Annotated in this window: 7 protein-coding genes; all 7 read left to right on the top strand. The window is 74.1% G+C overall.

What is annotated here, in order from left to right; translation table 11 throughout:
- A partial coding sequence (locus ACIRVF_RS42535) for a type I polyketide synthase (protein WP_402830504.1) occupies positions 1-3,009 on the top strand: 3,009 nt, incomplete at its 5' end.
- A 34-nt stretch (positions 3,010-3,043) separates the two neighbouring features.
- Positions 3,044-4,261 (top strand): macrolide family glycosyltransferase, encoded by a 1,218-nt coding sequence (locus tag ACIRVF_RS42540; protein ID WP_402830507.1) that lies wholly within the window; start codon positions 3,044-3,046, stop codon positions 4,259-4,261.
- Positions 4,258-5,832 (top strand): FAD-dependent oxidoreductase, encoded by a 1,575-nt coding sequence (locus ACIRVF_RS42545; RefSeq protein WP_402830510.1) that lies wholly within the window; start codon positions 4,258-4,260, stop codon positions 5,830-5,832. The genes ACIRVF_RS42540 and ACIRVF_RS42545 overlap by 4 nt, the downstream gene beginning before the upstream one ends.
- Positions 5,829-7,952, top strand: coding sequence for an aminodeoxychorismate synthase component I (gene pabB, locus ACIRVF_RS42550; protein WP_402830513.1), 2,124 nt, complete (start codon positions 5,829-5,831; stop codon positions 7,950-7,952). Before ACIRVF_RS42545 ends, pabB begins: the two co-directional genes overlap by 4 nt.
- A complete protein-coding gene (locus ACIRVF_RS42555) occupies positions 7,949-10,306 on the top strand; it encodes a glycoside hydrolase family 3 protein (RefSeq protein ID WP_402830516.1) in 2,358 nt (785 codons plus the stop codon). The genes pabB and ACIRVF_RS42555 overlap by 4 nt, the downstream gene beginning before the upstream one ends.
- On the top strand, positions 10,303-11,490 hold the full coding sequence (locus tag ACIRVF_RS42560; protein ID WP_402830519.1) for a 4-hydroxybenzoate 3-monooxygenase: 1,188 nt from the start codon (positions 10,303-10,305) through the stop codon (positions 11,488-11,490). The genes ACIRVF_RS42555 and ACIRVF_RS42560 overlap by 4 nt, the downstream gene beginning before the upstream one ends.
- A gap of 68 nt (positions 11,491-11,558) precedes the next feature.
- On the top strand, positions 11,559-15,823 hold a 4,265-nt coding region (locus tag ACIRVF_RS42565; RefSeq protein ID WP_402830522.1), incomplete at its 3' end, for a type I polyketide synthase.

Genomic DNA, 15,823 nt, shown 5'->3' on the forward strand with positions numbered 1-15,823 from the left:
CTGGGCCCCGACGGCGTGCTGACCGCCCTTGCCCAGGACTGCCTGAGCGAGGCCGACGGCCACGCCTTCACGCCCCTCCTGCGCCGCGACCGCCCCGAGGACCAGGCCGTAGCCGCCGCCCTCGGCGCCCTGCACTGCTGGGGTGTCACCGTCGACTGGCCCGCCTACTTCGGGCCCGGCAACGGCACCGTCGACCTCCCCGGCTACCCCTTCCGGACGGAGCGCCACTGGCCGCGCCCGCGTCCGGTCGGCGTGCCCCAGGGGCCGGACGCCCACCCCCTGATCGGCGGAGGCATCCCCCGCGCCGATTCCGAGGAGGTCCTGTACAGCTCGCGGCTGTCGGTCCGTACCCATCCCTGGCTGGCCGACCACGTGGTGAACGGCACGGCGATCCTCCCCGGGACGGCGTTCGTCGACATGGCGCTGCACGCCGGTCGGGCGGTGGGCAGCCCGACCCTTGAGGAACTCACCGTGCAGGCGCCGCTGCGGTTGTCCGGAGGCGCGGCGGTGGACGTCCAGGTGGCCGTCCGGCCGCTCGACGAGCCGGGACGCCGGTCGGTGACCGTGTACGGGCGTCCGGTGGACGCGGACGGCGGCTGGACCACCCACGCGGTGGGCGTGCTCGGCGAGGAACGCGGCGAGGAACTCGTCGACGACCTCACCTGGCCGCCCGTGGGCGCCGAACCGGTCGCGGCCGAGGACGCCTATGACCGCGCCGTGGACATGGGCTTCGACTACGGTCCGGTGTTCCGGGGCCTGCGGGCCGCCTGGCGGCGCGGCGACGACGTCTTCGCGGAGGTGGCCTTCGCGGAGGCCTCCGTTCAGGAACCGGAGCGCTTCGTCCTCCACCCCGCGCTGTTCGACGCGGCGCTGCACACCGGCTTCGTCGACTCGCCCGGCTCCTCGGACGCGGCCGGTCGGCTGCCCTTCGTCTGGCAGGGCGTCACGGTGTACCGGCCGGGAGCGGCCGAGGCCCGGGTCCGGCTGAGCCGGATCGGCGCGGACGAGCTCTCGCTCCGCGTCACGGATCCGGCCGGCCGCACCATCGCGGTGGTCGACTCGCTGACGCTGCGGCGGGTCCGTCCCCAGGACCTCGCGGAATCCGGGGCCGGGCTGCTGGCTCCGGTCCTGGAGCCGGTCGAGGACGCCGGATCCGCCGAGAGAACCGCCGAGGGAAGCGCCGACGGAACCGGCGCCGGAACGTTCGCCGGGACCGTCGCGGTCGTCGGCGAGGACCCGGGCGGCCTCACCGGCGCGCTCGACGCGAGCGGGGTCACTGCGGAGCACCACCGGGACCTGGCGGCCCTGGAGGACTCGTTCCTGCTGCCGGAGGCCGTCGTACGCTTCGTGGACCTCTCCGGTCCACTGGGCACGGACGAGTCGGCCGAGTACGCGGTCGAGGCCGTCTGGCGCACCGCGACCCTGCTGCGGGAGTGGATCGCAGGCGGCCTGTACGACGACGCCCGCCTCACCCTGGTGGTGTCCGGGGAACCGGGAACCACCGCCGGCGCCGTACGGGCGATGCTGCGCAGCGCTCAGTCCGAGCACCCCGGCAAGTTCCAGGTCGTGGAGCTGGACGGCGACCCGAGGTCGTCGGCCGCGCTGGCCTCGGCCCTGTCGGTCGAGGCGCGCGAAGTGATGGTGCGCGAAGGGCGGTTGCTGACGCCGCGCCTGGCCCCGGTCCACGAGGCCGAGGAGTCCGAGCCCCGGCCGACCGACGGAGCCGTGCTGATCACGGGCGGCACCGGCGGCCTCGGCGCGGTCGTCGCCGAGCACCTGGTGCGGCGCCGGGGCGTGACCGACCTGGTCCTGCTCAGCAGGCGGGCGGGCGGCCCGGAGCACGACCGGCTCGCCGAGAACCTGCGCGCGCTCGGGGCCAGGGTCACCCTCGCGGCCTGCGACGTCACCGACCGTTCCGCGCTCGCGGAGGTCGTGGCGGGCCTCGGTGCCGACCGACCGCTCAGGGCGGTGATCCACACGGCGGGCGTCGTCGACGACGGCGCGCTGAGCACGCTCACCCGTGAGCAGTTCGCGCGCGTGGTCCGGGTGAAGGCGGAGGGCGTGCTCGCCCTGCACGCCGTCACCGCCGGACACGACCTGGACGCGTTCGTGCTCTTCTCCTCGGCGGCCGGTGTGCACGGCAGCCCCGCGCAGGCCAACTACGCGGCGGCCAACGGCTTCCTGGACGCCTTCGCCGACTACCGCCGCTCGCTCGGGCTGCCCGCCCTCTCGCTGCAGTGGGGCCCCTGGGCGGAGGAGCGCGGCATGGCCGGTCGGATCGGTGCCGAGGCCATCGCCCGGATGGCGCGCCACGGCACCGTCCCGATGACCAACGAGGAGGCGCTGGCGCTGCTGGACCGCGCGCTGGACGGACCCGGTGCCCGGAACCTGGTCGCGGCCCGGCAGTCCCGGCGGGCGGACCGTCCGGCCGCAGCGGTGCCGGCGCCCGGGCGGACCAGGTCGGCCGGCGGCCCGTCGGGGGCCGCGGGTCAGACCGGGAACCCGGCCGAGACCTTGGCGCGGCGCCTCGCGGCCGCCGACCCGGAGCAGCGCCGACGCCTGCTCACGGACCTGGTGACCGCGCAGACGGCGGCCGTACTGGGCCACCGCGGCGGCGACCAGGTGCCCGGTGAGCGGTCCTTCCGCGAACTCGGCCTGGACTCGCTCGCGGCCGTCGAACTGCGCAACCGGATCGGCACCGAGACCGGACTCAAGCTCTCGCCCACGCTGGTCTTCGACTTCCCCACCCCCGCGGCGCTCGCCGGGCACCTCGACGAGGAGCTGGGCGAGACCGAGGACGCCCCGGCGCAGCCGGTGATCCGCGGGCTCGACGAACTGGAGGCACAACTGCGCGCGGCCGCGCCGGACTCGGCGACCGGCCGGTACGCCGAACAGCGGCTGCGCGCCCTGCTGGCCCGACTGGGCGGCACCACGAAGAGGTCGGACGTCCACGACGACGTCACCGACGAGGAGCTGTTCGAAATCCTGGACGGGGAGATCGGGATCTGACCGGCGCGGCCGGTCGAAACCCTGAGGAACACTGATGGCCCATATCGCATTTTTCAGTGTGGCCGCGCACGGCCACGTATCGCCGACCTTCGGCATCGTCGCGGAGCTGGTGGCCCGCGGCCACCAGGTCACCTACTTCACCACGAAGGAGTTCGAGGAACCGCTCGTCCGGCTCGGCGCGCGGGTGTGCCGCTACGACGTCGCCACCTCCTCCGGCCACTCGCCGCGCGCCTTCGCCGAGAACGACCTGAGCGCGCTGCCGCTCTTCTTCCTGTACGGCAGCGCGGACCGGATCGCCCTCGCCGAGGAGCGGTTCGCCGACGGGCGGCCCGACCTGGTCGTGTACGACAACACGGCACCGTTCGTCGGCCGGGCGCTGGCCCGCCGCTGGGGCTGCCGCTCGGTGCAGTTCTTCCCCAGCATCGCCTCCAGCCGGGGCTTCGCCCTGATGGACGCGATGCTCGCCCGGACCGGCCGCTCCGCGGCCCACGAGGCCAACGGCGCAGAATTCGACCGTCGGCTCGGGGAGTTCCTGACCGCCGTGGGGCTCGGCGGCACCGCCACCGAGGAGTTCATGGACTTCGAGGAGGAGCTCAACCTGGCCTTCCTGCCGCGGGAGTTCCAGCCCGGCCAGGACGCCTTCGGCCCGCACTACCGCTTCGTCGGCCCGAGCCTCGGCGACCGGGCGGCGCAGGAGCGGTGGAGTCACGCCGAGGACGGCCGGCCGCTGGTGCTGGTCTCGCTCGGCACGGTGTTCAACCAGGCGGCCGGCTTCTACCGCAGCTGCCTGGAGGCCTTCGACGGAACCGAGTTCTCGGTGGTCATGTCGATCGGCGCGCAGACCGACCCGGCCGAGCTCGGCACGCTGCCGCCGAACGTCGAGGTGCACGCGAGCGTGCCCCAGCTGTCCGTGCTCGACCGGGCGTCCGCCTTCGTCACCCACGGCGGCATGGGCAGCACGATGGAGGCGCTGTCCTTCGGGACGCCCATGGTGGTGGTGCCCCAGATGGTCGAGCAGGAGATCATCGCCGACCGGGTCGCCGAGCTGGGCCTCGGCCTGCGGCTCGACCCCGCGGCGGTGACCCCCGCCGGTCTGCGCGAAGCGGTGCGCACGGTCAGCACCGATCCCGAGGTCGCGGCCCGGCTGGCCGGGATGCGGCGGCACGTCCACGACGCGGGCGGCGCCGTGGCCGCCGCGGAGGCGATCGAGCGGCACCTGGTCCGCACGGAAGGAGAGGTGGCGGCGGTATGAGCACTCCCGAGATCCTCGTCGTCGGCGGGGGAGCGGTCGGTTCGCTTCTCGCCTGCGACCTGCTGCAGCAGGGCGTCCCGGTCCGGCTGATCGACAGCAAGCCCTCGCTGGAGGAGAGCGACCCGCACTCGCGGGCCGTCATGATCTGGCCGCGCGTGCTCGAACTCCTGGAGAAGACGGGCATCGCGCGGGAACTGGTCTCCCGCGGCCGCCCCGCGACCGACGTCAGCTTCTTCTCCGGCGGCAGGCGGCTCGGCACCGTGCCCCTGCACGGCACGGACACCGCCTACCCGTTCGGGCTCGGCATCGTCCAGCGCGAGCTGGAGGACCTGCTCTGGGCCCGCCTCGCCGAACTCGGCGGCCGGGTCGAGTGCGGGACGGAGCTCCACGCGCTCGACAACTCCGGGCCGCTGCCCCGGGCCACCCTGCGCCACCGGGACGGCAGCCTGGAGGAGACCGAGCCGAAGTGGCTGATCGGAGCCGACGGCGCGGGCAGCCTCACCCGCCGCCTGCTCGACATCCCGTACCCCGGCCTGCCCTTCCCGCTCGGCATCTCGCTCGGCGACTTCCCGATCAGCGGGCCGGCCGTGTCCGGGGTCGAGTACCACTACGGCGAGACCGGGATGCTGCCGCTGGTCCACCTGCCCGACGGGGTGTGCCGGCTGGCCACCGTGGTGCTGCCCGGGGAGCCGGACTGGTCCGACCGTCCGCTGGCCGACTGGCAGGAGATGGTCGACCAGCGCACCAGCCTCCCGTACGAGCTCGGCGAACCGCTGTGGAAGCGCACCTACTTCCCGCGGCCCGGCGTGGCCGAACGCTTCCGCGACGGGCGGGTGATCCTGGTCGGGGACGCCGCGCACAGCGTGGTGCCGCTCGGTGGGCAGGGGCTCAACCTCGGGCTCCAGGACGCGATCAACCTCGGCTGGAAGCTGGCCGCCGTGGTGCGCGACGGGTGGAGCGACGAACTGCTCGACAGCTACGACGCCGAGCGCCGCCAGGCGGTCGAGCACGTCCGGACCCTCATCCGCACCGAGATGGAGCTGTCGGCGCCGCAGACCCCCGAGGACGCCGCGCGCCGCGACGAGGCCGTGGCCGCCGCCGAGCGCTCCGGTTTCCTGCGGAAGGTGGCCGCCCCCCTGATGAGCCAGCTCGGACTGAGCTATGCTCCCCTCGAAGGACCTTTGTGGCGCTCGCAGTTGAAGCGCCGACTGACCGTCGGCGACCGGGTGCCGTTCTTCCACGCCTCCCGCAGCGAGCCCGGCTCCCCGGTGCTCGACCGGAGCGCCCACACCGCCCTGCTGTGGCCGGGCGAGGGCCTCCCGGAGGACTGGACCGCCGTGGTCGAGCGGGCCCGCGCCGCGTTCGACGGGCGGACCGCCGTGCACGACCTCGCGCGGCTCACCGACGACGGACGCGCCCGACTGCGGGCCGGGTTCGGTCCGCTCCCGCTGATCGCCCTGGTGCGCCCCGACGGCCACCTCGCCCGGCTCGCCCCGGCCGACCGGCCGCAGGACTGCCTCTCCCACCTGGACCGGCTCACCGGCCGCTCCACCTCCTCCAGCGCGAAGTGAATGAGACCGTGCGGACGCTGCTGATAGACAACTACGACTCGTACACCTACAACCTGTTCCACCTCCTCGGGCAGGTGAACGGCGAGGAGCCCGTCGTCGTCACCAACGACGCGGCCGAACTCCCCGACCTGGACGGGTTCGACAACATCGTGATCTCCCCCGGCCCGGGCCACCCGGTCCGCGCCCGCGACTTCGGCATCTCGCTCGACGTGCTGCGCCGGGCGAGCGCCCCGGTGCTCGGCGTCTGCCTCGGTCACCAGGGCCTCGCGGTCTCCGAGGGCGGCCGGGTGGTTCCGGCGCCCGAGGCCCGCCACGGCCACGTCGAGCGGGTCACCCACACGGGCGACGAGTTCTTCGCCGGGATCCCCCGGGAGTTCGGCGCCGTCCGCTACCACTCGCTGTGCGTCGCCGAGCCGCTGCCGGACGACCTCGAAGCCATCGCCAGGGCCGAGGACGGCGTGGTCATGGCGCTGCGGCACCGGCGGCTGCCCCGCTGGGGCGTGCAGTTCCACCCGGAGTCCATCGAGACCGAGTACGGGCTGCGGATGATGGCGAACTTCCGCGACCTCACCCGGGCCGCCGGGGGCCGCCGGTCCTCCGCCGTCCCCGCGGGCGCGCCGTCGACGCCCCTTCCCGCGCAGACCCCCGCAGGGAAGCAGCACTTCGACGTGCAGGTGCGCGAGCTGGACCGGGCCGTGGACACCGAGGCGGCGTTCGAGGCACTCTACTCCGGCTCCACCAACGCCTTCTGGCTCGACAGCGCCCGCGTCGAGCGCGGCCTGTCCCGGTTCTCCTTCCTCGGGGACGCCGCCGGGCCGCTCGCCGAGACGGTGCGCTACCGCGTCGCCGAACGCGCCGTCGTCGTCGACGGACCGGACCCGGCGGTCCACGCCGGGACCGTCTTCGACTACCTCCAGCGCGAGTCGCGGCGACGGGTGGTCGACGCGCCGCCGCTGCCCTTCGACTTCACCGGCGGGTACGTCGGCTACTTCGGCTACGAGCTCAAGGCCGACTGCGGCTCCAAGAACCGGCACACCGCCGAAACGCCCGACGCCGTCTGGCTGTTCGCCGACCGCTTCCTCGCCGTCGACCACGAGCGGGACCGCACCTACCTGCTGGCGCTCGGCAACGACGACACCACCCGGGCGGCCGCCCGGGAGTGGCTCACCGCGACCGCGCGCCTGCTGGAGGGCCTCCAGGGCCTCCCGGAGCCCGAAGCCGTCCCCGCCGCCTCCGTCGAGCCGTTCCTCGCCAAGCAGCGCGCCGAGTACGTCCAGGAGGTCAGGGCCAGCCAGGAGTACCTGCTCCAGGGCGAGAGCTACGAGGTCTGCCTCACCAACGTGGCCGAGGTGCCCGCGACCGACGGCGGCTGGGAGACCTACCGCCGGCTGCGCCGGCTCAACCCGGCCCCGTACGCCGCCTACCTGCACCTCGACGGCATCGACGTGGCCTGCTCCTCGCCCGAGCGCTTCCTGAAGATCACGGCCGACCGGGTGGCCGAGGCCAAGCCCATCAAGGGCACCGCTCCCCGCGGCGCCACCCCGGCCGAGGACGAGGCCACCCGCGCGGAGCTCGTCTCCAGCGCCAAGACGCGCGCCGAGAACCTGATGATCGTCGACCTGCTGCGCAACGACCTCGGACGGGTCTGCGAACTCGGCAGCGTCGAGGTCCCGGTCCTGATGGCGGCCGAGAGTTACGCGACCGTCCACCAGCTGGTGTCCACCATCCGCGGCACCCTCAGGGCGGACGCCGACACCATGGACTGCGTGCGCGCCTGCTTCCCCGGCGGCTCGATGACGGGCGCGCCCAAGCTGCGCACCCTGGACATCATCGAGTCCCTGGAGCAGCGGGCCCGCGGCATCTACTCCGGCTCCATCGGCTACCTCGCCTGCAACGGCAGCGCCGACCTCAACATCGTCATCCGCACGATGGTCCGCACCGGCGGGCACTGGCAGTTGGGCGCGGGCGGGGCCATCGTCCTCGACTCCGACCCCGACGAGGAGTACGACGAGATGCTCCTCAAGGCCAGTGCGCCCGCCCGCGCCCTGCGCGCCCCCGAACCCCAGGCCACCGGGCCGGCCGCCGCCCCCGCCGACAGCAACGGAAGTGAACTCGCATGACCATCCAGACGCCCGCCGACGCCCCCGTCGACGTCCACGCCCTGATCGCCGGGATGACCCTGGAGGAGAAGCTCTCCTTCGTCCACGGCGCCGACGACCCCGAGAAGCTCGGCCAGTCCGGCTACATCCCGGGCGTCCCGCGGCTGGGCATCCCGCCGCTGCGGATGACCGACGGCCCCGCCGGGGTGCGGATGAAGCGAAGGACCACCACCGCGCTGCCCGCGCCGATCGCGCTCTCCTGCGCCTTCGACGACGAACTCGCCGCCCGCTACGGGGAGTTCCTCGGCCACGAGGCCCTCGCGAAGCGCCAGGACGTCCTCATCGGCCCGATGCTCAACGTGCTGCGCCAGCCGTACGGCGGCCGCAACTTCGAGCTGTACGGCGAGGACCCGCTGCTGGTCACCGCGATCGGCACCGCCGTGGTGACCGGCATCCAGTCGCAGGGCGTCATCGCCATGCCGAAGCACTTCGCGGCGAACAACCAGGAGGAGAACCGGATGGCCGTCGACGTGCGCGTCGACGAGCGGACCCTCCGGGAGATCGAACTCCCCGCCTTCCAGTCGGTGGTGGAGGCCGGCGCCGGCGCCCTGATGGGGGCCACCAACAGCGTCAACGGCGACTTCAGCTGCCAGAACGCACCGCTGCTCGACACCCTGCTGCGCGAGGAGTGGGGCTTCGAGGGTTGGGTGATGTCCGACTGGGACGCCGTGCACGACACCGCGGCCATCGAGCGCGGGCTCGACCAGGAGATGCCCGACGGCAAGCACCTCGGCGCACCCCTGGCCGAGGCGATCGCCGAGGGCCGGATCGACGAGAAGGTCCTCGACCGCGCCGTCGCCCGCATCCTCGGCCAGATGGCCCGCTTCGGCCTGCTCGACCCCGCCGGGCGCCCCGCCGTCGAGCGGGACGCCGAGCGCGGCCGCGCCCTGGCCCTGGAGGTCGCCCAGGCCGGGTCCGTCCTGCTGCACAACCCGCGCGGCGTCCTCCCGCTGAACGAGGACCGGCTGCGCGAGAAGGGCCTCGCCGTCATCGGGCTGGCCGCGGCCGTGCCCAAGACCGCGGGCGTCGGCAGCGCGCTCGTCGTGCCCGAGGCGGAGAGCACCCCGCTGGACGTGCTGCGCGCGCGCCTCGGCGAGGACCTGGTCGAGTTCCGCGTCGGCGAGGACCCGGCCGGCCGGCCGATCCCCGAGTCCGCCCTGCAGCCGCCCTTCCGCGAGGGCGAGGTGCCGGCCGGCCCCTCCACCGAGCCGAACTACTTCTACGAGGGCCGCCTCACCATCGAGACGCCCGGCCGCTACCGCATCGCCGTCACCGCTCTCGGCGGCTACGCGGCCATCGACCTGGAGGGCCACCCGCGGGTCTTCGCGGGCAGCTCCTTCGGCGACACCGCTGGCATGACCCTCGACCTGGAACCGGGCAGCTACAAGCTGGTGCTGTCGGCCCTGCCGGTGCCGAGCAACCCGGTCAAGCTCACCCTCGGCTGGGTCACCCCCCAGCAGGCCCGCACCGACATCGAGGAGGCGGCCGAGGCCGCCCGCAACGCCGAGGCCGCGCTGGTCTTCGTCTACGACGAGCTCGCCGAGCTGATCGACCGTCCGGAGCTCGGGCTGCCCGGGCTGCAGGACGAGCTCGTCACCGCGGTGGCCGAGGCCAACCCGAACACCGTGGTCGTCCTGAACACCGGCTCGTCCGTGCCGATGCCCTGGCAGGACCGCGTGGCCGGCGTCCTGGACGTCTGGTACCCCGGCGAGATGGGCGCCGAGGCCACCGACGCCCTGCTGTTCGGCGACGTCAACCCGAGCGGCAAGCTCACCCAGACCTTCCCGGTGGACGCCGACCACACCTCCGTCGCCGGCGACCCGCTGCGCTACCCGGGCGCCGACGGCCGCGTCGAGTACAGCGAGGGCCTGTTCGTCGGCTACCGCTGGCACGACCGGCACGGCGACCAGCCGCTCTTCCCCTTCGGCCACGGCCTCAGCTACACCACCTTCGCCTACGAGGACCTCGAACTGACCGCCGCGGGCCGCACCCTGCGGGTCGCGTTCACCATCCGCAACACCGGTGAGCGGGCCGGGCGCGAGATCGCCCAGGTCTACCTCGGCGCCGCCCCCGAGGCCGGCGTCGAGCAGGCGCCCAGGGCCCTCGCCGGGTACACCTCCGCCCGCCTGGAGCCGGGCGAGTCGGCCCGGGTGGAGGTGGAGCTGGCCGCCCGGTGCTTCGAGTACTGGGACGCCGGCACCCGCGCCTGGACCGTCGGCGCCGGCCGCCGCACCGTCCAGGTCGGCGCCTCCTCGGCGGACGTCCGGCTCACCGCCGACGTGCGGGTCGCGAGCTCCGGCGAGGTCGGGAAGTGACCTCGCCGGGTCGAACCCTGCACACCCCCGTCTGCATCATCGGCGCCGGGCCCTCGGGCCTGCTGCTCTCCCGGCTGCTCCGGCTGAACGGCGTCGACTCGGTCGTCCTGGAACGGCGCACCCGCGACCACGTGGAGAAGCGGGTCCGCGCCGGGCTGCTGGAGCAGGGGACCGTCGAGGTCCTGCGCGACGCCGGGGTCGGGGAACGGCTCGACCGCGAGGCGCTGGTGCACGAGGGCTTCGAGTGGCGCCTCGACGGCGCCGTGCACCGGATGCCCTTCACCGAGCTGTGCGGCGCGTCGGTGTGGATGTACGGTCAGCAGGAGGTCGTCAAGGACCTGCTGGACGCCCGCGACGGCGAGCCCGGCCTGCACTTCGGCGTGGAGGACGTGCGGATCGCGTCGGTCACCGCGGACGGCGGGCGCGTCGTCTGCACGATCGACGGTCAACTCACCGAGCTGACCTGCGACTTCATCGCTGCCTGCGACGGGTTCCACGGGGTCGGCCGACAGGCCGTACCGGCTGGGGAGCTGGTCGGCCACGAGGTGACCCACCCCTTCGCCTGGCTCGGGGTGCTGACCGCCGCGCCGCCGCTGTCGCCCGAGTTGATCTACGCTGTCGGGGACCGCGGGTTCGCGCTCCAGAGCATGCGCTCGCCGCAGGTCAGCCGGCTGTACCTGTCGGTGCCGCCCGGCGAAGGCGTCGACGACCGCAGCGACGAGCAGATCTGGCGGGAGCTGGACCTGCGGCTCACCGGCGGCCAGGGCACCCTGCCGACCGGGCGGATCCTGGAGCGGGTCATGGTGCCGCTGCGCAGCTTCGTGGCCGAGCCGTTCCAGTACCGCCGGCTCTTCCTCGTCGGCGACGCCGCGCACATCGTCCCGCCGAGCGCCGCCAAGGGCCTCAACATGGCCGTCGCCGACGCCCGGCACCTTGCCGAGGCGCTCACCGACTGGTACGCCCACGGCCGGCGGGAGGCCCTGGACGGCTACTCGGCCACCGCCGTGCCCCGGGCGTGGCAGGGCCAGCAGTTCTCGGCCTCGATGACCACCCTGATGCACGCCGCACCCGACGAGTCGGTCTTCGACCGCCGGCTGCGCAGGGCGCGGTTCGAGCGCCTGCTGTCATCCACCGCCGAGGCGACGGCCTTCGCCGAGCAGTACACGGGTATCGCACGCCGCTGACGTTCACGGGGGCGCGAACCGCCCCCGTGAACGGTGTCACTTTCTTGATCGACTGGAGTCCGGACGTCATGACCAACGAAGAGAAGCTGCTCGACCACCTCCGCTGGGTGACCGCCGAACTGCACCAGACCAAGAAGCGGCTGCACGAGGCCGAGACGGCCGAACCGATCGCGATCGTGGCGATGAGCTGCCGCTACCCCGGGGGCGTTGCCAGCCCCGAGGACCTGTGGCAGCTCGTCCTCGACGGCCGCGACGCGGTCGGCCCCTTCCCCGACGACCGCGGCTGGGACACCGCGGCCGTCTACCACCCCGACCCGGACCAGCAGGGCACCAGCTACGTCCGGGAGGGCGGATTCCTCGACCGCGCCGACCAGTTCGACGCCGGCTTCTTCGGGATCACCCCGCGCGAGGCCCTCGCCATGGACCCCCAGCAGCGCCTGCTGCTGGAGACCTCCTGGGAGGCCTTCGAACGGGCCGGTATCGACCCGTCGTCCGTGCGCGGCAGCCGCACCGGCGTCTACGTCGGCGTCATGCACCACGACTACGCGTCCCGCCTGGACACCCTCCCGGAGGGCGTCGAGGTGTACGCCGGCAGCGGCAACGCGGGCAGCGTGGCCTCCGGCCGCATCTCCTACACCCTCGGCCTGGAGGGCCCGGCCGTCACGGTCGACACGGCCTGCTCCTCCTCGCTGGTCACCCTGCACCTGGCCGCCCAGGCCCTGCGCCAGGGCGAATGCACCCTGGCGCTGGCCGGCGGCGTCACGGTGATGTCGACGCTCGACCTGTTCGTCGACTTCAGCCAGCAGCGCGGGCTCGCCGCCGACGGCCGCTGCAAGCCCTTCGCCGCCGCCGCGGACGGCACCGGCTGGGGCGAGGGCGTCGGCCTGTTCCTGCTGGAGCGGCTCTCCGACGCCCGGGCCAACGGGCACCCCGTGCTCGCCGTGCTCCGCGGCTCGGCTGTCAACCAGGACGGCGCCAGCAGCGGGCTGACCGTACCCAACGGCCCCTCGCAGCAGCGGGTGATCCGACAGGCCCTGGAGCAGGCCGGGCTGACGGCCGGTGAGGTCGACGCCGTCGAGGCGCACGGCACTGGGACCGTGCTCGGCGACCCGATCGAGGCCCACGCGCTGCTCGCCACCTACGGGCGGGAGCGCCCCGAGGGCCTCCCGCTGTGGCTCGGTTCGGTCAAGTCCAACATCGGGCACACCCAGGCCGCCGCGGGCGCGGCCGGCGTCATCAAGATGGTGATGGCGCTGCGCCACGGCGTGCTCCCCAAGACCCTGCACCTGGACGAGCCGAGCCCCCAGGTCGACTGGACCGCCGGCGAGGTCCGGCTGCTGTCCGAGCGCACCGACTGGCCGCAGACCGGCCGTCCGCGCCGCGCGGGCGTGTCCTCCTTCGGGATCAGCGGCACCAACGCCCATGTCGTCCTCGAAGAGGCCCCGGCCGAGGACACGGAGTCCGCCGAGCCCGCCGTCCGACCCGAACTCCCGCTGACGGCGCTCCCGTTGGCGGCCCGCAGCGCGGGCGCCGTGCGGGATCGGGCCGCCGCCCTCGCCGCCCGGCTCACCGGAACCGAGACCACCGCGGACCTCGCCGACCTCGGCCACTCGCTCGCCACCACCCGCACCGCCTTCGACCACCGGGCCGTCGTCCTCGGCACCGACGCCGCCGAGATCCGCGAAGCGCTCCTCGCCCTCGCCTCCGACGCCCCCTCCGCGGCGGTCGTGCGGGGCAGCGCGGCCGGCGCCGGGCGCACCGCCTTCCTGTTCACCGGCCAGGGCTCCCAGCGGGCCGGCACCGGCCGGGCCCTGTACGCCGGCTTCCCGGTGTTCGCCGAGGCCTTCGATGCGGCCTGCCGGGAACTCGACCGCTACTTCGACACCCCCGTGCGCGAGGTCGCCTTCGCGGCGGAGGACAGCCCGAACGCCCGGCTGCTCCAGCGCACCGAGTACACCCAGGCCGCCCTCTTCGCCCTCGAAGTCGCCCTCTTCCGGCTGACCGAGAGCTGGGGCATCCGCCCCGACGTCCTGCTCGGACACTCCGTCGGCGAGCTCGTCGCGGCGCACGTCGCCGGGATGCTGCCGCTGCCGCAGGCCAGCGCACTCGTCGCCGCGCGCGGCAAGCTGATGCAGTCGCTGCCCGAGGGCGGCGCCATGCTCTCCGTCGAGGCGGCGGAGGACGAAGTCCGGCCGCTGCTCGCGGACTTCGACGGCCGCGCCGACATCGCGGCCGTCAACGGCCCCGCCGCCGTCGTGCTCTCCGGCGACGAGGACGCGATCGACGCCCTCGCCCGGCAGCTCACCGGCCGCCGCACCAAGCGGCTGCGGGTCAGCCACGCCTTCCACTCGCCGCGCATGGAGCCGATGCTCGACCGCTTCCGCGGCGTGGTCGAACGACTGGACTTCCGCCCCCCGGCCATCCCGATCGTCTCCAACGTGACCGGCCGGATCGCCACCGCCGAGGAACTGTGCGCCCCCGAGTACTGGGTGCGCCACGTCCGTGAGGCGGTGCGCTTCCACGACGGCGTCCGGTCCCTCGACGCCCACGGCGTCACCACCTACCTGGAGCTCGGCCCCGACGGCGTGCTGAGCGCCATGGGGCAGCTCTGCCTCGCCGACACCCCGCGGCACGTCCGCTGGAGCTCCGTGCTGCGCCGGGGCACGGACGAGGTGCGCAGCCTCGGCCGCGCCGTCGCCGAGGTCCACACCCACGGCGTCGACGTGGACTGGGACCTGGTGTACCCGGGTGCCGCGCGGGTCGACCTGCCGACCTACCCTTTCCAGCGGGAGCGCTACTGGCTGGAGGCCGGCACCGAGGCCGCTGACATGGCCCCGGCCGGGGTGGAGGCCACGGGCCACCCGCTGCTCGGGGCGATGGTGGTGCTGGCCGGGTCCGACGGCTTCGTGTTCACCGGCCGGCTGTCGCTGCGTTCCCAGGCCTGGCTGGCCGACCACGCCGTGAACGGCGTCGTGCTGCTGCCCGGAACCGCCCTGGTGGAGCTGGCAGTCAGGGCAGGGGACCAGGTCGGCTGCGGCCGCCTGGAGGAGCTGACGCTCGAAGCGCCGCTCGTCCTGCCGGAGCAGGGCGACCTCCAGCTCCAGGTCGCCGTGGACGCGGCCGACGGCACCGACCGGCGGACCGTCACCGTCTACGCCCGGGGGGCGGACGGCGAGTGGACCCGGCACGCCAAGGGAGTCGTCGCCCGGGAGGACGGGGTCGGTGAGGCGGGGGCCGGGCCCGAGGAGACCTGGCCGCCCGCCGGCGCGGAGCCGGTGGACCTCGCGGACTTCTACCGGCAGCGTGCGGCGGCCGGCTTCGGTTACGGTCCGGCGTTCCAGGGCCTGCGGGCGGCCTGGCGGCGTGGTGCGGAGGTGTTCGCGGAGGTCCGGCTGGACCGGGAGCAGCAGGAGGCGGGCCGGTTCGGCCTGCACCCGGCGCTGTTCGACGCCGCCCTCCAGGCGATGGGCGTCGGGGCACTGCTGCCCGAGGACGGCGCCGCACGGCTGCCGTTCGCCTGGAGCGGCGTCACTCTCCATGCCGCCGGTGCCTCGGCCCTGCGGGTGCGGCTGGTTCCGGCGGGCGACGAGGCCGTGTCGCTGACCGCGACGGACGAGCGCGGCCTGCCGGTGGTGACCGTCGACTCGCTCACCCTGCGGCAGCTGTCCGCGGGACAGCTCTCCCCGGCCGGTGACGCGCTGTTCCGTGTGGAGTGGAAGCGGGTGGATCCGTCGAGGGGGGCTGGCTGGTCCGGCTCGGTGGAGTTGGTGGAGGTGGACACTTCGGAGGGTGTGCGGGCTGCGGTGCACGGGGTGTTGGGCTCGGTGCAGGGTGTGCTGTCTTCGGGTGGTGCTTCGCGGCGGTTGGTGTTCGTGACGCGTGGTGCGGTGGGTCTGTCGGGGGACGGGCTGGTGGATCCGGCTGCTGCGGCGGTGTGGGGTCTGGTGCGTTCGGCGCAGTCGGAGCATCCGGGGCGTTTCGTGCTGGTGGATGTGGACGGTTCGCCGGAGTCGTCGGCGGTGTTGGATGCGGTGGGTGTGGGGGAGGAGCCGCAGGTCGCGTTGCGTTCGGGTCGGGTGTCGGTGCCTCGGTTGGTGCGTGCGGGGCTGGGTTCTTCCTCGGGCGGGGCTGTTGGCTCGGTGTCCGGGGGGACGGTGCTGGTCACGGGTGGTCTGGGGGTGTTGGGTCGTTTGGTGGCCCGGCATCTGGTGGAGGTCCACGGTGTTCGTCATCTGGTGTTGGCGGGTCGTCGGGGTCCGGGGTCGGAGGGTGCGGCGGAGTTCGTGGCGGAGTTGGCGGGGTTGGGGGCGTCGGCTCGGGTGGTGGCGTGTGA

It is taken from the genome of Kitasatospora sp. NPDC101157 (assembly GCF_044768255.1).
In the GTDB taxonomy this organism is placed as follows: Bacteria; Actinomycetota; Actinomycetes; order Streptomycetales; family Streptomycetaceae; genus Kitasatospora.